The organism is Achromobacter deleyi (genome assembly GCF_016127315.1).
In the GTDB taxonomy this organism is placed as follows: Bacteria; Pseudomonadota; Gammaproteobacteria; order Burkholderiales; family Burkholderiaceae_B; genus Achromobacter; species Achromobacter insuavis_A.
Genome location: NZ_CP065997.1, coordinates 3,265,403 through 3,282,840, shown reverse-complemented (window position 1 = coordinate 3,282,840; position 17,438 = coordinate 3,265,403). Strand labels below are relative to the sequence as shown.

Below are 17,438 nucleotides of genomic sequence, written 5' to 3'. Positions count from 1 at the left end.
ATGCGCAAGCAAGACGCGTTCGATGTCATCTATACCCATACGGAAGGCGAGCCCCTGTGCATCGTGCACAGCGGCATTCCGTACCCCGCCGGCTCCACCATCCTGGAGAAGCGCGCGTTCCTGGAGCAGCACTACGACTGGCTGCGCAAGGCGCTGATGCGCGAGCCGCGCGGCCACAAGGACATGTTCGGCGTGTTCCTCACGCCGCCGTCCAGCCCCGAGTACGACGCCGGCCTGATCTACATCGACGGCACCGAGTATTCGCACATGTGCGGCCACGGCACCATCGCGGTCAGCATGGCCATGGTGGCCAACGGCCTGGTGCCGCGCGGCAAGGACGGCATCACCCGCATCCGCTTCGAGACCACCGCCGGCCTGGTGGTGTCGGAAGTGGCCTCGGAAGGCGACAACGTGCTGTGGACGCGCTTCGAGAACGTACCGGCCTACGTCGCGGCGCAGGACATCCCGGTGGAACTGCCCGGCTACGGCAAGCTGTCGGCCGACATCGTCTGGGGCGGCAACTACTTCGGCATCGTCGACCTGTCGAACTGCGACCTGCGCATCTCGCCCGACAACGGCACCGAGCTGTCGCGCATGGGCCTGATCGTGCGCGACCAGCTCAACGCGCGCCAGCGCATCCAGCATCCGACCGAATCCCACATCAACAACCTGAACTTCATCACGTTCTGGCACCCGCCGACGATCGAAGGCGCGTTCTACAAGAACGTGCATGTGTTCAGCGCCGGCCAGCTCGACCGTTCGCCCGGCGGCACCGGCACCAGCGCGATGATGGCCATGTTCGAGGCACGCGGCAAAATGGGCCTGAACCAGCCCATCAAGTCCGAAGGCCTGCTGGGCAGCGGCACCTTCGAAGGCTGCCTGCTGGGTGAAGTCGACCTTAATGGCACCCGCGCGGTGCGGCCGACGGTGAAGGGCACGGCCAGCATCCTGGGCACGGCGCGCTGGGTCATCGACAAGAATGATCCGGTGGGCGCGGGGTTCCTGATCCGCTGAGAAGGCGCGGCGGCCGGCGTGGGCTGGCCGCCGACCACCGCCGCGCGCTTGGCGAAAGATAGGACGAGAGGAATGGCCCAAAGGACTTGTCGCGTCGTCGTGCCACACATAGGCTATCCAGGTCGCCCACGCCTTTGGAATTCTCTACATGCCACGCCGTCCAACGCCATCCCAACGGCCCCCCGTACGGGAACACTGCCAATCGGATCCTCCTCCGGAGCTGCCGCCTCCCTATCTACCCAGCGTCGATCAGCGGGACGAAAACGCCTGGCTCAAGCGGCTCGAAGCGATAAGCCGGGCCAGCAAGGCGGATCCATCCCGCCTGCTCACCCCTGGCGAGGTTCTGGCCGCGCTCGCCGCGGAGCGCGCCAGACGACCTTCAGGCCGCTGACATGTTCTGCGTCGTGTTCACGCCGGACGCGCTCCGCGACATCGTCAACATGCAACGGTATTTCAGCGCGGCGGGGACTTCCGCAACAGCGGACAGCTATGTCGACGGCGTGATCCAGGCCTGCCTGGACCTGGCCCATTTTCCAAGACGCGGAGCGCGGCGCCATGCCGCCAACCCCAATCTCCGCTTCCTGCATCATCAGAAGCGATGCACCATCGCCTACTCCTTGAACGATGACGGGTCCGTGACCATTATGGGCGTGTTCTATGGCGGCCGCGACTATAGCCACCTGCTCCACGAACCTGCCAGGCCATACCGCCTGAGAACCCACCGGAAACTTGCGGCAATCCCGCCGCCGGGCTTAGGATGGAGTCACGGCCAGACCGTGCGTCGGCGCCAGGCGTCCGGCGCGGGCTCGGGCCGGCGCTTGAACCTTGCCAGCGATTCGGGAGCACATCGTGAAGAAAGTTGCTGAGATTCTCAGGGAAAAGGCCAACCCGCCCGTCGTGACCGTCACGCCGGACTCGTCCGTGTACGACGCCATCAAGACCATGGCCGAACGCAGTATCGGCGCCGTGGTGGTGGCAGACGGCGACGAGGTGCTGGGCATGCTCACCGAGCGCGACTACGCCCGCAAGATCGTGCTGCAGGATCGCTCCTCGCGCACCACCAAGGTCCGCGAGATCATGACCGATTCGGTCTTCTACGTGCGCCCGGAAGACACCCGCGAGCACTGCATGGCGCTGATGACCGAACGCCACTTCCGCCACCTGCCCGTCATCCAGGACAAGAAGCTGGTCGGCCTGGTGTCCATCGGCGACCTGGTCAAGGACGTCATGAGCGAGCAGAAATTCATCATCACCGAACTCGAACGGTACATCTCCGGCGAACACGGCTGAGCCCCGGCAAGGCCCGGGCCATCCCTCGCGGCTACCCAGCCGCGAGGAGCCGGGACGCCGGCACGATCAGGCCGAGCCCGGCCGCCAGCAGCAACACGAACACCATCCGCTTGACGGTCTTCATCGACCCGGCGGTGGCGTAGCGGCGCGCGACCCAGGTCACCCCGATCACGACCGGCAAGGCCTGCAGGCTCAACCAGAACGACGTGGCCATGAACGTGCCCTGCCCCGTCACCAGCGCCAGGCGCACGACCGCGTTCAGTGAAAACAGCACCAGCAGGCTGTTGCGGATGGATGCCAGCGGCAGGGGCTGGCGATACAGGTGATAGACCATGGGCGGGCCGGCGCTGGAGAACAAGCCGCCCAGCACGCCCGAGACCCCGCCGAACAGCACGAACGAGGCGCGCGACGACAGGCGCTCAAGGGGGTGGGTGCGCGCCACCAGCAGCACGGCGCAAGCCAGGATGGTCAGGCCCAGCAGCAATTGCAGCAGCACCGCCATGGCGCCGCTGATCCAGGCCAGCGCCACCACTCCCACCGTCACGCCGGCCAGGCTGCTGACCAGCGCCGGCGTCATCAGGCGCCAATTGACCTGCGGCTTGGCCCGCGCCAGCGTGACCACGGCGTTGACCAGGGACAGTACGCTGACCACGTTGGCCACTTCGGACACGGATGCCAGCTGGAACACGCCGGACAGCCCCAGCAGCACCAGGCCGAAGGCGAACCCCGTCATGGTCTGGGCATAGGTCGCCAGCGCCACACAGGCGAGGAACAACACGTGTTGGAAAATGCTCATGCTGGGACGGAGCCTGACCTGCCTCGGCTCGGCCCCGCCGCGAGGGATCGCGGCCAGGAGCGGAACGACTGGGGAACGGCGTATTCAAGGGGCTTGGAACGCCGGCGATCATAGCACCGGGCCCCGCGCGCTCGCGGGCCTTCGCATACATTTCGTAATAATCAGATGCGCTCATGCACCCCGCCGCCGGCGCGCCGCCGCTATCCTTGCCGCCCAGTAAGCCAGCCACGCCCGGCCCGGCCGCGCCATCCCGGCGCCGCCCCGGACGCGGCGCGCCCGCCCTCTCGCATGACACCCCAACAGACCACGATCAATACAGTGACGTTGACCTGCTCGACTTGCGGCAGCGCGCAGTTCACCAAGCTGGATACCAACGAATACCAGTGCAGCCATTGCCACGCCGTCACCCTGGTCGAGGACAATGTCGCCCAGCGCCTGGAGAAGATCCTGCGCGGCATGCAGCAGCCGGCGCCCGCCGCCAAATTGCAGCCGGGCGCGATCATCGCCATCGTGCTGGTGGTGCTGGCCGCGATCCTGGTGCCGCTCACCGCCACGCTGTTCAATAGCGGTTCGTCGACCCGCTCACCCTCGCGCGCCGCTCCGCCGCCCATCGACGCCACGCTGGTCAAGCTGACGGACGTGCAGGAAGTGCGCGCGCGCGGCCGCAACCAGCTGGTGATGCTGATGCGCAACGAGACCGGCAAGAAGATCGATGCGCCGCGCGTCACCGCCACGTTCTACCAGGGCGAACTGACACTGTCGTCCACCTCGGGCTCGCCGATGGCGCGCACGCTGCTGCCCGGCGAATACACCCCGGTGACGATCTCCCTGCCCGACACCGCCTACAGCCGCTACGTGCTGAAGCCGGCCACGCCGTCGCTGGCGAACAGCAGCGCCCGCGATGTCGCCGCCGACAAGGTGCAGCTGGTGCGCAACGATGGCGCCTACCGCCTGGTCGGCCTGCTGCGCAACAAGGGCGCGGTCGCCGCCAGCAGCACCCAGGTGACGGTGATGCTGTACGGCGAGGACGGCAAGCTGATCGGCACCGGCAACGGCTACGGCTCGGCCAGTCCGCTCGCCCCCGGCGCGCTGACCTCGTTCGACGTGCGCTGCGACATGCTGGCCGAAGGCAAGGTCGGCTCCTACGATTACATGGTGCAAAGTGAAGGCTGACCGTTCCCCCGCGCGGCCCCTGTCGCGGCCCGCCCGGGCCGGGCTGGTGCTGATCATCCTCGCCGCTGGCGGCTACGCCCTGGCCAAGTACAACGGCCTGCTGCCCCGGGACGCGCCCAAGGCGGCCCAGGCCGCGCCGGCGCCTGCCGCCGCGGCGCCGGCGCCCGAAGGCCCCGCCAGCCGCATCGTGCGCGTCAGCCCCGCCAACCCGCGCATCATCGACCAGGTGCGGCTGACCACGGCCGAATTGCTGGACCCGGACTTCGCCCTGTTCGACCCGGCCTCGCTGACCTTGTCGGCCCCGCGCCGCCTGCTGGACGAGATCGAGCGCCCGCTGCTGCTGGCCGAGGTGGTCAACCGCAGCGACAAGTACGTGGCGCTGTCGCCGGGCATGGAGATCTCGGTGTTCGATGGCTCGCGCGCCCTGCGGCTGCGCCAGGAATGGTCGCTGCCGGCCATGCTGTACCCCGGCGAGCGCATTCCGGTGCTGCTGAACGGCGAGAACTTCGAGCGCTTTTCCGAGGTCAAGACCGACTGGAAACCGGCCAAGCGCGCGGCCCTGCCCGGCACCCGGCCGGCGCTGGACATCAGCGTCGAGAACACCGAGGCCGGCATCGGCACCGGCACGCTGAATTTCACCTACCGCTACCGCTACAAGTACGTCACGGTGCATGGCCGGGTGCGCAACAACGACAGCGCCGAAATCGACAACGTGAAGGTCTGGGTCAGCCTCTATGACGCGCAGGACAAGCTGACCGGCGCGCGCTATTCGGAGCTGCGCCTGCCCAAGCTGAAGCCGGGCGAGAGCGCCCCGTTCCAGCTGGACGTCAAGCAGTACGGCGCGAACTTCGCCCGCGTGGGCGTGGTGTACGACGCCAAGGCCAACTGATCTCTCCGCCGGGCGCCCGCCCGGCAGTCCTCACGGCTTCACCACAGGCTCCTTCTGCCCGAACGCGGGCGCGGAGCCTGTCGCAGCGTCCTCCGCCTCCTCGCGCCGGGGTGCCGGCCACCGAATCGACCCCGTTTTCACCCCCACAAGACCGCCCCATTCCACGCCCGGCGGCGCCCCGGCGTGGCCCGCAGACAACGCCTATCGACTCAAGTCTTATATAAGATATAAGACATTTGCTAGCGCCCCCCTCTTCCCTCTACAATTCTGGCGACAACCCTTCTTCCAACCCGACTTTAAGCAGGCCTCAACATGCTGGATACTTACCGCCAACACGTTGCCGAACGCGCGGCTCTGGGGATTCCCCCGCTGCCCCTGACGGCAAAACAAACCGCTGAACTGATCGAACTGCTGAAGAACCCGCCCGCGGGCGAAGAGCAGAATCTGGTCGAACTGCTGACCCACCGTGTTCCGGCCGGCGTGGATGATGCCGCCAAGGTCAAGGCCTCGTATCTGGCCGCCGTGGCCCTGGGCACCGAAGCTTGTGCCCTGATCAGCCGCGCCAAGGCGACTGAACTGCTCGGCACCATGCTGGGCGGCTACAACATTGGCCCGCTGGTCCAACTGCTCGACGACAAGGAAATCGGCACGATCGCCGCCGACGCCCTGAAAAAGACCCTGCTGATGTTCGACGCCTTCCATGACGTCAAGGAAAAGGCCGACAAGGGCAATGCCAACGCCAAGTCCGTGATGCAGAGCTGGGCCGACGCCGAATGGTTCACCAGCCGCCCGGAACTGCCCGAGAGCCTGACCATCACGGTCTTCAAGGTGCCTGGCGAAACCAACACCGACGACCTGTCGCCGGCCCCGGACGCCACCACCCGCCCCGACATCCCGATGCACGCCCTGGCGATGCTCAAGAACAAGCGCGACGGCGCCGCGTTCGAACCGGAAGAAGACGGCAAGCGCGGCCCGGTCAAGTTCATCGAGTCGCTCAAGGACAAGGGCCACCTGGTCGCCTACGTCGGCGACGTGGTCGGCACCGGCTCCTCGCGCAAGTCGGCCACCAACTCGGTGCTGTGGTTCACCGGCGAAGACATCCCCTTCGTGCCGAACAAGCGTTTCGGCGGCGTGTGCCTGGGCAACAAGATCGCCCCGATCTTCTACAACACCATGGAAGACGCTGGCGCCCTGCCGATCGAACTCGACGTTTCCCAGATGGAAATGGGCGACGTGGTCGAGCTGCGCCCCTATGACGGCAAGGCCATCAAGAACGGCGAAGTCATCGCCGAATTCGAAGTGAAGTCCGACGTGCTGTTCGACGAAGTGCGCGCCGGCGGCCGCATTCCGCTGATCATCGGCCGCGGCCTGACCGCCAAGGCGCGTGAAGCGCTGGGCCTGGCCCCGTCGACGCTGTTCCGCCTGCCCAAGGACCCGGCCGACACCGGCAAGGGCTTCTCGCTGGCCCAGAAGATGGTCGGCCGCGCCTGCGGCCTGCCGGAAGGCCGCGGCATCCGCCCGGGCACCTACTGCGAACCGAAGATGACCTCGGTCGGCAGCCAGGACACCACCGGCCCCATGACCCGCGACGAGCTCAAGGACCTGGCCTGCCTGGGCTTCTCGGCCGACCTGGTGATGCAGTCGTTCTGCCACACCGCCGCCTATCCCAAGCCCGTGGACGTCAAGACGCACCACACGCTGCCCGAGTTCATCAGCACCCGCGGCGGCGTCTCGCTGCGTCCGGGCGACGGCGTGATCCACTCGTGGCTCAACCGCATGCTGCTGCCCGACACCGTCGGCACCGGCGGCGACTCGCACACCCGCTTCCCCATCGGCATCTCGTTCCCGGCCGGTTCGGGCCTGGTCGCCTTCGCCGCCGCCACCGGCGTGATGCCGCTGGACATGCCGGAATCGGTGCTGGTGCGCTTCAAGGGCAAGCTGCAGCCCGGCGTCACCCTGCGTGACCTGGTCAACGCGATCCCGCTGTACGCCATCAAGGCCGGCCTGCTGACGGTCGCCAAGCAAGGCAAGAAGAACATCTTCTCCGGCCGCATCCTCGAAATCGAAGGCCTGCCCGACCTGAAGGTCGAACAAGCCTTCGAACTGTCGGACGCCTCGGCCGAGCGTTCGGCCGCCGGCTGCTCGGTGCGCCTGAACAAGGAACCGATCATCGAGTACATCAACAGCAACATCGTGATGCTCAAGTGGATGATCGCCAACGGCTACGAAGACGAGCGCACGCTGGGCCGCCGCATCAAGGCGATGGAAGCCTGGCTGGCCAATCCCCAGCTGCTGGAACCGGACGCCGACGCCGAATACGCCGCCGTCATCGAGATCGACCTGGCCGACGTGCACGAGCCCATCGTGGCCTGCCCGAACGACCCGGACGACGTCAAGACGCTGTCGGAAGTCGCCGGCGCCAAGATCGACGAAGTGTTCATCGGCAGCTGCATGACCAACATCGGCCACTTCCGCGCGGCGTCCAAGCTGCTCGAAGGCAAGCGCGACATCCCGGTCAAGCTGTGGGTGGCCCCGCCCACCAAGATGGATGCCACGCAACTGACCGAGGAAGGCCACTACGGCGTGTTCGGCACGGCCGGCGCCCGCACCGAAATGCCGGGCTGCTCGCTGTGCATGGGCAACCAGGCGCAGGTCCGTGAAGGCGCGACGGTGATGTCCACCAGCACCCGCAACTTCCCGAACCGCCTGGGCAAGAACACCAACGTGTACCTGGGTTCGGCCGAACTGGCCGCGATCTGCTCGAAGCTGGGCCGCATCCCGACCAAGGACGAGTACATGGCCGACATGGGCGTCATCAACAAGAGCAGCGACCAGATCTACCAGTACCTGAACTTCGACAAGATCGCCGACTACAAGGACGTGGCGGACGTGATCGAGGTGTAATCCTCGCCACGCAGGCACGCCTGTAACACGGCCCCGGAGCGATCCGGGGCCGTTTTCATTGGTGGCGGCAACGCGGCAAACGGCCTCTGGAATTCCCCCTGCCCCGCCCGGCGCGATAAAAAAATCGGGGGCGGAACTTTTCCACCGATACGTTTTCATACAATCACTGCAAACCGTGACAAACAAGACGTAACCGCCGCGCCGCCGGCACCAGGAGAAGACCGCCAATGACACGGCTCTTGATGCCGCTGCCGCTGCTGGCCGCGCTTGCCGGCTGCGCCACCGCCCCGCCCTCGAATCCGGAGAACATCTGCGCCATCTTCCGCGAGAAGCCGGACTGGCACGATGCCGCGCTCAAGGTGCAGAAGAAATGGGGCGCCCCGGTGCAGGTGCCGATGGCGATGATGTACCAGGAGTCCAGCTTCAAGCAGGACGCGGTGCCGCCGCGCTATTACTTCCTGGGCATCATCCCGTGGGGCCGCGTCAGTTCCGCCTACGGCTACGCGCAGGCCAAGGACGAGACCTGGGACGACTACAAGAAGGATGCCGGCGGTTGGGGCTCCAGCCGCGACAACTTCGCCGACGCGCTGGACTTCATGGGCTGGTACATGAACAAGAGCCAGCGCCTGAACGGCATCTCCAAGTCGGACGCCTACGGCCAGTACCTGAACTACCACGAGGGCTGGACCGGCTACCGCAACCGCAGCTATGACCGCAAGGCGTGGCTCAAGACGGTGTCGAAGAAAGTGCAGGCGCGCGCCGACAAATTCGCCAGCCAGTACAAGAGCTGCGAAAAGGACCTGACCCGCGGCGGCTGGTTCTTCTGAACCGGCGTCCCTGGCGCGAAGCCTGGCGGCAGGTCGCCAGGCCCGGGCGGGCGGCATCGACGCGCCGCCCCAGCCAGCCTCAGGCCTGCACGCCCAGCCGGTAGACGACCGTGTCGAGCCGGCTCACGCCGCGCTCGGCGAACTTGGGTTCCTTGGTCAGGATGTCGCGGCGGTCGATGATGACCGCTGGCGAGACGCCGCTGAACAGCGCGCGCATCTCGGCGTCCACCACCGCGAACGGCGGCCCGTCCATCTCTTCCTGCGGATAGTCCAGCGTGATCAGCAGGCCGCGATAGCCGGGCGACAGTTGCCCGTAGACATGGCGCACGTACTCGCCGCGCATCTCCACCGGCAGGGCAACCAGCGCCGCGCGGTCATACGCGCCGACGCAGTGCGACAACAGCGGCGCATCCAGCTTGAAGATGTCGCCGCAGATGATCTCGATGTTGCCCGCCACGTAGTGCCTGCCATAGGCGCTTTCCTGGACCACCGGCTTGAGCTCGTTCTCGACGAAGAACTGCTCGACCGCCAGTTGCGACAGTTCCACGCCCAGCACCTGGAAGCCTTGCGCCGCCAGCCAGACCATGTCGAGGGATTTGCCGCACAGCGGCACCAGTACCTTGCCGCCCGCGGGCACCGAGAGTGTCGGCCAGTATTTCTGCAGCAGCGGCGTCACTCGTGTTTGATGAAAGTGCGTGCGCCCGTCGCGCCAGCGTTCCAACCAGAATTCCGCGTCCATGTTTGTTCTTATCCTCCGGAAAATAGCGAATCGCGTGATTCGCGGCAGCGCCGCGCGCCGGTGCGCGGCCTGGCAATCACTCTCTCGGATGCTACCCGTCCGCGGCCGGAACTACGTTGCGAACAAGCGCCCGAAAGGCGTGTTTACCGATGCCCGGCGGGGTGACGTCCCGGTCGGGTACCGGTCCTCCCATTGTAGTGATCCTGGCAATCCGGGCATCGGGCCCGCGCACGCCGGCGCCGGGCGATCGCGCCGACCTAGGGTTTGCTCCAGGTCATCGGATGCATCCAGACGGCGGGCAGCCCCGTATCTGCTAGCGACGGCCAACCAAAAAGGAGATCGTCATGAAATTGCTAGCTTCGATTGCCATCGCCTGCTCCGCCCTGACCCTGTCGCCCACCTATGCCGCCGATGTCATGGTCGGCGGCCAACCGATGATGCCCGGCAAGACCATCGTCGCCAACGCGGTCAACTCCGCCGACCACACCACCCTGGTGGCCGCGGTCAAGGCCGCCGGTCTGGTGGACACGCTGCAGGGCAAGGGTCCGTTCACGGTGTTCGCGCCCACCAACGCCGCCTTCGCCAAGCTGCCGGCGGGCACGGTCGACACCCTGGTCAAGCCCGAGAACAAGGCCACCCTGACCAAGATCCTGACGTACCACGTGGTCCCCGGCAAGCTGGACTTCGACGCGCTGGCCGCCAAGGCCAGGAAGGTCGGCGTCACCGAGCTGACCACCGCCAGCGGCGGCAAGCTGTGGGTGATGATGAACGGCAAGCACAACCTCATCGTCAAGGACGAGAAAGGCGGCGTCGCCAACATCAGCACCTACGACGTCTACCAGTCCAACGGCGTGATCCATGTGGTCGACAGCGTGCTCATGCCCAAGTAAGCCCTTCGCCCCGCCTGCCGGGCCGCGAGGCCAGGGCTTCGGGGGATACGGAACGGCCCGGCGATGATGCCGGGCTTTTCCGTGCTGGCGAGCGTTGGCGCAGTTTCGGGATATCGTAGGGGGCCCTGGCCCCCTGCTTCCGCCCCTCATGATCGCAACGCCACATCGTCCTTTCCGATTGTCGCCCGGCTGGCGGCTCGCCGCGGCATGGCTGGCGGACCGGTTCGCCCGCCGGCTGCATGTCGGGCCCGTGATCCGCGGCCTGTTGGCCGCGCTGCTTGTAACGGCCCCCGCCGCCGCCCGCGCGCAGGCGCAGGCGCCGCTGGAATTCGACAACGCCTACCGCGCAGAACTGGCCGCCGAGAGCGCCGCCTTGCGCGCCCGCATCCAGCAATGGCCGGCGCCGCTGCAGGAGATGAACCAGCAGATCTCTGCCGCGCTGCGCGCCAACGACCCGGCGCAGGCGCAGCGCATCGCCGAAGCCCTGTCGCAGCGCGATCCGGCCAATGCCGACGTCAGGAACTTCCTGGGCAAGCTGCAATCCGTCAACGGTCAGCCCGCCGCGGCGCTCGAACGGTTCGACGAGGCGATCCGGCTGAATCCGGACAATCGCTGGTTCTATGTGAACAAGGCCGGCGTCCAGGCCGAACTGCGCGACCTGCCCAATGCGCTGGCCACGACGCGGGCCCTGACGACGCGCTATCCGCAGTGGAGCATCGGCCTGAACCTGGAAGCCGCCCTGCTCGATGGACTGGACCACACCGCGCAAGCCCTCAAGGCGTATGAACGGGCGGTGGCGGCGACACCGCCCAGCGCCCAGATACTGACCAACCAGGGCATGCTGCTGCGGCGGCTGGGTCGCCAGGCCGACGCCCGCGCCAGCTACGAGGCGGCGCTGCGGCTGCAACCCGGCTATTCGCGCGCGGCCGCCGAGCTGGCGTCGTTGCCGCGCTAGCGCCGTTTCCTTCAACATTTGCCGACTCGCCTTGCCGCGACACGCAAGCCCCCATCGACACAGGAGTCCACCCCCATGTCCCGCACGCCGCCTGAGCCAACGCCCGCCACGCAACCTGCCATCGCCGCTGCGCCGCGGCGCGCGCTGACGCTGGCAATGGCGGCGCTGGCCTGCGCCCCGCTGCGCATCGCGTCGGCCGCGGGCGCCACGGCGCCGAATGAACGGGACGCCATCATGCGCCAGGTATTCCGGGCAAATCTGGCCAGCCTGCGCTATGGCGCGGACCACGCCAGGCTGATGCGCGGACTGGGCGTGATCTGGATTCCCGTGGAATCCGGCGCGCCCGGCATCGAATTCGAACGGCCGCTGAGCGGCAAGGACACGATCGCCACGGCGATGACATTGCTGGGCACATCCGACCGAAGCCTGGCGACGCGGCGCCTGGCGGAAGTGTGCCGGCTGGTGCCGGCCTATGTGCGCGACATCGGCGGCCTGGCGCCCGGCCGCTATGCGGTGCCGCCGCAACGGCGCGAGGCCTTCGATTTTCCCGACAGCGGCGTCGATGCGCAGGGCCGCTTCGAACTGCGGCGCGAGCACCTGACGCTGTTGCGCGCGGCGAACTGGCGCGAGGCCGGCCCGGGCGAACTGGCCGCGGTGCTGCGCGAGGGCGACGCGTTCTGGCCGATGCCCTTCATCGACGGCAAGCGCCCGTATGGCGACAGCAGCTACTACCAGATCGACATGGCGCGGCTGCTGGGCAAACCCTATCCGGTGGGCGCCGATGGCCGCGCCATCACCGATCCCGCCACGGATGCGCGCCTGGAAAAACTGCATTGGCAGACGGCGGCAGCGCTGCAGGTAGTGCTGGCACACGCCAAGGCCTGAACCGCGCGCCGTGCGGCGGGCGCGCTACGGACGCGCGAAGAAATGGCGGATGTCGTCGGCCACCGGCACCGCCGCCAGCACCATCAGGAACAGCGCCAGCGGCAGGGTCGAACCGAAGCCGTAGTGGAAGAAGGAATAGGCGCCCGTCACGCCACCGGCGAAGAACAGCGTGACCAGCGTGCTCAGCACGATCAGCTTGCCGCGGTCGGCCCGCACGGGCGGTGTGCCGGCCTTGTCTTCGTGCGCCAGGTTCCAGTAGAACAGCTTGCCCAGTTCGATGCCGATGTCGGTAACCATGCCGGTCACGTGGGTCGTGCGGATCTCGGACTTGGACACCTTGGTGATCATCGCGTTCTGCAGGCCCATGATGTAGCACAGCAGCATCACGGTGCCCGGCACGTAGAACCAGCGCAGGTTCTCCAGGTTCGCCCCCAGCAGGCCGAAGGCCAGCAGCAGCACCGCCTCGACCATCAGCGGCAGGGCGAATTCGCTGGCCAGGTGCGTGCGCCGGCCGAAATTGATCAGCGAGGCCGAGGTGGCCGCCCCCGCCACGAACGACAGCAGCGCGGCCAGTCCCTGGACCACCACGGCCAGGCCGCCCAGCACCATGTGGTCGGCGATCATCGAGACGATGCCCGACATGTGCGAGGTGTACTGCTGCACGGCCAGGAAACCGCCCGCGTTGACGGCCCCCGCGATGAACGTCAGGAAATACGCCAGCCGCCGGTTGGCCTGCGGCGTGCGGCTGACCGCGGTGAGCTGGCGCAGGAAGGGGATGGCCACGGCGGCGCGCTAGTGCACGGCGAAATAGGTGCCGTCCATGGAGCCGCCCGAGCCGCAGCTGGGCGTGGGATCGCCGCTCTTGTCGCCCGCCGGCCGCGCCTCCTCGGCCACCAGGCCCGCGCCCTTGCGGCGCAGCACCAGCGTCCAGCCGGGCGCATCCTTTTCGTGGACCACCAGGGTATCGCCACGCGCCTCGGCCTTGCCCGACATATCGCACAGCCAGCGGGCGTTGTAGGGATCCGCCGCCGAGACTTCGGCGAACAGGCTGCCGTCCGCCTGCCGCACGACCTTGAGCTGGCCACCATAATTGCCCCATTGGCCCTCGAAGCCGTTGCGGGGCGTCAGTTCGAGCGACGCGAGGAACTTGTCGCGGTCCGCCAGCCGTTCGGCCAGCTCGGCCGCGCCGGTCGGGTTATTGAAGGGGCGCTCGTAGGACTGGTCGCGAACGCCATTGAACAGCCATTGTTCGGTCGAGAATATCTTGGCGGTGGCGTCATCGTAGGCGTGGCGCGCCTTGCCGAAGCGCTGGGCGATGCTGACGTCCAGCGCCGCCAGCTCGGGATCGCCGCAAATCGCTTTCTCGGCGCCGCTCTTGGCGCGGGCGCAATCGAAAGACGGCTTGGCCGCCGCCGAGGCGGTGCCAGCGCCGGCAACCATCATGATGACCAGCGCCAGGCCGGCGGCGCGCGCATAGCGCTTCATAGCGGGAACTCCCGGAAAAAGGGCAGCGCGGCCGGCGAACGGGCCGCGCCCGGTTCCTGGATTCTACCCGCCTCATCGCCCTGGCCGGCGAGGCTTGCCGCCACCGCCGGCCTTTCTCGGTCCGAGTCCCCGTCCCCTCACGCTGCGTCGGACTCGCTCAGCTGCTTGCGGCGGAACTCGCCCTGGCGCGTGAACATCCAGCCCGGATACTCGGGCGGCAGGGCGCTCACCTGGTCCAGCGCCGCCAGTTCTTCGGCCGTCAGGCGGATCGCCGTGGCCGCCAGGTTGTCGTCGAGCTGATCGACGCGCTTGGCGCCGATGATGACGCTGGTGACCGCCTTCTGGTGCAGCAGCCAGGCCAGCGCCACCTGCGCCACCGACACGCCGCGCGCGTCGGCCACCTGGCGCAAGGCGTCGATGCTGTCGAAGGCGCGCTCGCGGTTGACCGGCGGAAAGTCGAATTGGGCGCGACGGTCGCCGGCCGCGGCCTGGCCGTCGCGGCTGTACTTACCGCTGAGCAAGCCGCCGGCCAGCGGGCTCCACACCATCAGGCCAACGCCCTCGCTTTGCAGCAGGGGCACGATCTCGCGCTCCAGGTCGCGCCCGGCGATGGTGTAGTAGGCCTGCAGCGACTCGAAGCGCGCCAGGCCCAGGCGCTCGGCGATGCCCAGCGCCTTCATGATCTGCCAGGCCGCCCAGTTGGACACGCCGACGTAGCGCACGTGGCCATGCTGCACCAGGTTGTCGAGCGCGCGCACGGTTTCCTCGATCGGCGTGGCCGGATCGAAACCATGGATCTGGTAGAGGTCGATATGGTCCAGCTGCAGGCGCGCCAGGCTCTTCTTGACGCCCTCCATGATGTGGACGCGCGAATTGCCCCGGGCGTTGACGCCCGCGCCGGTCTGGCCGAACACCTTGGTGGCGATGACGACATCGTCGCGCGCCACCTTCAGGTCGCGCAGGGCCTGGCCGGTGATGACTTCGGAGCGGCCCTCCGAATACACGTCCGCCGTGTCGATGAAATTGACGCCCGCTTCCAGCGCCCGTCCCACCAGGCGGTTGGCGTCTTCCTGCTGCAGGGCGCCGATCTTGCTCCACAGCTCGCCTTCGCCGCCGAAGGTCATCGTGCCCAGGCACAGTTCCGAGACGAACAGGCCGGTGCTACCGAATTTCTTGTACCGCATCATTGCACTCCTTCCTGGGCGCGGCGCGGCGGCCGTCCCGGGATGGGCGGCGCCGGCATGGCCGGGGTGAAAACAGTATGCGTCGCCGGCGCCGGCGGATGGATGCTCGATCCTGCCCTTTTTTTGCCCGATTCTCTGGCCATCGCGCCGCCGGGCGCGAGACGCGCCCGATCCTCCGCATTTTTTGCCTATTCCTCCGCACCCCACCCGGCACGCCCCCGCGCGAGTGCTGACTGGGTCTACACTCGACATCGCCTGATTCTCCGGCGGCCCGCGCCACGCGCGCGCAAGGCCGCCTTGCCCGGAGCCCGCCCATGCCTCCCGCCGACCACACTCCCAATCCCGTCTTCGAGCCCGCCCGGCACGAACTGCTGTGCCTGCTGGAACGCATGACCGGCACGCTGGAAGGTTCCCTCGACACGCCCGTCGAGGGCCTCTACCTGCATCGCCTGTCACAGCCGACCGGCCCCAAGCCCGGCCTGCAGAAGGCCGCGCTGGCGGTCATCGCCCAAGGCTCCAAGCGGCTGCTGATCGGCGAGGAGACCTACGAGTACGACCCCTTCCACTACCTGATCTCGTCGGTCGACCTGCCGGTGGTGGCCAAGGTGTCCGTGGCCAGCCCGACCCTGCCCTACCTGGGCCTGCGGCTGGACCTGAATCCCGAAGAGATCACCGAGCTGATCAGCGACGAGAACCTGCCGCCACTGGTGCCGGCCGAATCCTCGCGCGCGCTGTGCATCAACCCGCTGGGCGGCACGCTGCTGGACGTGATGCTGCGCCTGCTGCGGCTGCTGGACACGCCGCGCGACATCCCGATCCTGGCGCCCATGATCAAGCGCGAGCTGCTTTACCGCCTGCTGATGAACGGCCAGGGCGTGGTGCTGCGCCAGACCGTGCTGCAGGACAGCCAGCTCAACCGCGTCGCCAAGGCCATCCGCATCCTGCGCGACAACTACGCCCTGCCGCTGCGGGTCGAGGAAATCGCCCGCGACGTCCACATGAGCGTGTCGTCGCTGCACCATCACTTCAAGCAGGCCACCGCGATGAGCCCGCTGCAGTACCAGAAGCACCTGCGGTTGCAGGAGGCGCGCCGGCTGATGCTGACCGACGACGCCGGCGTGGCGCTGGCGGCGCACGCCGTGGGCTACGAAAGCTCGTCGCAGTTCAGCCGCGAATACAGCCGCCTGTTCGGCACCCCGCCCCTGCGCGACAAGCAGCGCTGGAAGGACGAGGCGCTGGCGGCTGCCTGATCCTCCGGCGCGCGGCCGCCGCCATCACGTGGCGACGGCCGGCTCGGCCGCGATCGGCGATATGCTTGGGGATTGCCCATCGCGGAGGCCGGCGCGCCCATGCAAGACCTGAACGATCTCTACTACTTCGTGCAAGTCGTGCGCAACGGCGGCTTCGCGCCGGCCGGACGCGCCCTGGACATCCCCAAGTCCCGCCTCAGCCGGCGCATCGCGCTGCTGGAAGAACGGCTCGGCGTGCGGCTGATCCAGCGTTCGACGCGCACCTTCGCCGTCACCGAACTGGGCCAGGAGTATTTCGAGCAATGCCTGTCCATGCTGGCGGGCGCCGAAGCGGCGCAGGACGTCATCGACCGCACCCACGCCGAACCGCAGGGCACCATCCGCATGAGCGCGCCGCCCGCGCTGATCTACTACTTCCTGGGCGACGTGGTGGCGCGGTTCATGGAGAAGTGCCCCAAGGTGCACGTCTACCTGAAAAGCTTCAGCCGTCCCGTGGATGTGCTGCGCGAGGGCTACGACCTCGCGGTCAGGGTGCGCTTCGGCGCCATCGAGAGCAGCGACCTGGTCATGAAGCACCTGGGCGTCGGCCGCCAATGCCTGGTGGCCAGCCCCGAACTGGCCCGGAGCCTGCCCGCGGGCGCCGATCCGCAGCGGCTCGGCCAGATGCCGACGCTGGCGCTGGGCGTCGAACAGCGCGAATGCCGCTGGAAGCTGGACGATGCCAATGGCGCGCGCGTCGAGGTGCCGTTCTCGCCCAGGCTGGTGACGGACGACATGCTGGCGCTCAAGCAGGCGGCGCTGCGCGGCGTGGGCATCGTGGCCCTGCCGCTGCTGATGGTCCATGAAGAGCTCGACGCCGGGCGCCTGGTGAACGTGGGCGGCCCCTGGCAGCCCGAACAGGGCAACGTGCACGCGGTCTTTCCATCGCGCCGGGGACTGCTGCCGGCGGTGCGCGAACTGCTGGATTTCATGGCGGACCAGTATCACCACATCGTCAGCCTGGAGGCCGACGCGCAACGGCGCCATTGCCCCCAGGCCATCGCACCGCGTCACGCCGTCTCCGACAAATAGGGACACCATTACTGCCGGACCCGTCGCCCCTTCAAAAAAAATCCGGCCCGCCTGCATCCGAATCGGTCTCCCGCGTGTAGTACCTG

The 17,438-nt window shown here is 67.6% G+C and carries 17 protein-coding genes; 12 read left to right on the top strand and 5 right to left on the bottom strand.

The features are described 5' to 3' along the window. From I6I07_RS14855 to I6I07_RS14845, 3 genes are all read left to right on the top strand, one after another. On the top strand, positions 1 to 1,014 hold the full coding sequence (locus I6I07_RS14855) for a proline racemase family protein (protein ID WP_198487222.1): 1,014 nt from the start codon (positions 1 to 3) through the stop codon (positions 1,012 to 1,014). Positions 1,015 to 1,406: 392 nt separating this feature from the next. Then, a complete protein-coding gene (locus I6I07_RS14850; protein WP_198487221.1) occupies positions 1,407 to 1,880 on the top strand; it encodes a type II toxin-antitoxin system RelE/ParE family toxin in 474 nt (157 codons plus the stop codon). After that, a complete protein-coding gene (locus I6I07_RS14845) occupies positions 1,864 to 2,304 on the top strand; it encodes a CBS domain-containing protein (protein ID WP_198487220.1) in 441 nt (146 codons plus the stop codon). The genes I6I07_RS14850 and I6I07_RS14845 overlap by 17 nt, the downstream gene beginning before the upstream one ends. Positions 2,305 to 2,335: 31 nt before the next feature. Here I6I07_RS14845 and I6I07_RS14840 read toward each other — a convergent pair whose 3' ends face one another. Continuing rightward, positions 2,336 to 3,100 carry a TSUP family transporter gene (locus I6I07_RS14840; RefSeq protein WP_198487219.1) on the bottom strand — a complete coding sequence of 255 codons (765 nt, stop codon included), beginning with the start codon at positions 3,098 to 3,100 and terminating at the stop codon, positions 2,336 to 2,338. 288 nt (positions 3,101 to 3,388) lie between these two features. Here I6I07_RS14840 and I6I07_RS14835 point away from each other — a divergent pair, with 288 nt between their 5' ends. The 4 genes from I6I07_RS14835 to I6I07_RS14820 all read left to right on the top strand — a co-directional run bounded on the left by I6I07_RS14835 (position 3,389) and on the right by I6I07_RS14820 (position 8,893). After that, positions 3,389 to 4,273, top strand: a complete 885-nt coding sequence (locus tag I6I07_RS14835) for an FxLYD domain-containing protein (protein WP_198487218.1) — start codon at positions 3,389 to 3,391, stop codon at positions 4,271 to 4,273. Further along, positions 4,263 to 5,162 carry an FxLYD domain-containing protein gene (locus I6I07_RS14830; protein ID WP_198487217.1) on the top strand — a complete coding sequence of 300 codons (900 nt, stop codon included), beginning with the start codon at positions 4,263 to 4,265 and terminating at the stop codon, positions 5,160 to 5,162. The genes I6I07_RS14835 and I6I07_RS14830 overlap by 11 nt, the downstream gene beginning before the upstream one ends. Before the next feature lie 312 nt (positions 5,163 to 5,474). Further along, positions 5,475 to 8,066 carry a bifunctional aconitate hydratase 2/2-methylisocitrate dehydratase gene (acnB, locus tag I6I07_RS14825; protein ID WP_198487216.1) on the top strand — a complete coding sequence of 864 codons (2,592 nt, stop codon included), beginning with the start codon at positions 5,475 to 5,477 and terminating at the stop codon, positions 8,064 to 8,066. Positions 8,067 to 8,293: 227 nt separating this feature from the next. Next, a complete protein-coding gene (locus I6I07_RS14820) occupies positions 8,294 to 8,893 on the top strand; it encodes a hypothetical protein (RefSeq protein WP_198487215.1) in 600 nt (199 codons plus the stop codon). 79 nt (positions 8,894 to 8,972) lie between these two features. Here I6I07_RS14820 and I6I07_RS14815 read toward each other — a convergent pair whose 3' ends face one another. Next, on the bottom strand, positions 8,973 to 9,632 hold the full coding sequence (locus I6I07_RS14815) for a thiopurine S-methyltransferase (protein WP_198487214.1): 660 nt from the start codon (positions 9,630 to 9,632) through the stop codon (positions 8,973 to 8,975). 344 nt (positions 9,633 to 9,976) lie between these two features. On the opposite strand from I6I07_RS14815, the gene I6I07_RS14810 reads away from it, so the two are divergent. The 3 genes from I6I07_RS14810 (at position 9,977) to I6I07_RS14800 (ending at position 12,362) form a co-directional block, all read left to right on the top strand. After that, positions 9,977 to 10,522 (top strand): fasciclin domain-containing protein, encoded by a 546-nt coding sequence (locus tag I6I07_RS14810; protein WP_198487213.1) that lies wholly within the window; start codon positions 9,977 to 9,979, stop codon positions 10,520 to 10,522. A gap of 250 nt (positions 10,523 to 10,772) precedes the next feature. Then, positions 10,773 to 11,477 carry a tetratricopeptide repeat protein gene (locus I6I07_RS14805; RefSeq protein ID WP_198487212.1) on the top strand — a complete coding sequence of 235 codons (705 nt, stop codon included), beginning with the start codon at positions 10,773 to 10,775 and terminating at the stop codon, positions 11,475 to 11,477. Positions 11,478 to 11,552: 75 nt separating this feature from the next. Then, positions 11,553 to 12,362 carry a hypothetical protein gene (locus I6I07_RS14800; protein WP_198487211.1) on the top strand — a complete coding sequence of 270 codons (810 nt, stop codon included), beginning with the start codon at positions 11,553 to 11,555 and terminating at the stop codon, positions 12,360 to 12,362. Positions 12,363 to 12,386: 24 nt separating this feature from the next. On the opposite strand, the gene I6I07_RS14795 is transcribed toward I6I07_RS14800, so the two are convergent. From I6I07_RS14795 to I6I07_RS14785, 3 genes are all read right to left on the bottom strand, one after another. Beyond that, positions 12,387 to 13,145, bottom strand: a complete 759-nt coding sequence (locus I6I07_RS14795) for a YoaK family protein (protein WP_006390661.1) — start codon at positions 13,143 to 13,145, stop codon at positions 12,387 to 12,389. Positions 13,146 to 13,154: 9 nt separating this feature from the next. Next, on the bottom strand, positions 13,155 to 13,847 hold the full coding sequence (locus I6I07_RS14790) for a hypothetical protein (protein ID WP_198487210.1): 693 nt from the start codon (positions 13,845 to 13,847) through the stop codon (positions 13,155 to 13,157). A 137-nt stretch (positions 13,848 to 13,984) separates the two neighbouring features. After that, positions 13,985 to 15,031: an aldo/keto reductase gene (locus I6I07_RS14785; RefSeq protein WP_198487209.1), complete on the bottom strand. Its 1,047-nt coding sequence runs from the start codon at positions 15,029 to 15,031 to the stop codon at positions 13,985 to 13,987. A 314-nt stretch (positions 15,032 to 15,345) separates the two neighbouring features. Between I6I07_RS14785 and I6I07_RS14780 the strand changes: the two genes are divergently transcribed. Together I6I07_RS14780 and I6I07_RS14775 are read left to right on the top strand one after the other, a co-directional pair. Then, a complete protein-coding gene (locus I6I07_RS14780) occupies positions 15,346 to 16,281 on the top strand; it encodes an AraC family transcriptional regulator (RefSeq protein ID WP_198487208.1) in 936 nt (311 codons plus the stop codon). A 99-nt stretch (positions 16,282 to 16,380) separates the two neighbouring features. Next, a complete protein-coding gene (locus I6I07_RS14775) occupies positions 16,381 to 17,352 on the top strand; it encodes a LysR substrate-binding domain-containing protein (RefSeq protein ID WP_198487207.1) in 972 nt (323 codons plus the stop codon). Positions 17,353 to 17,438 lie beyond the last annotated feature (86 nt).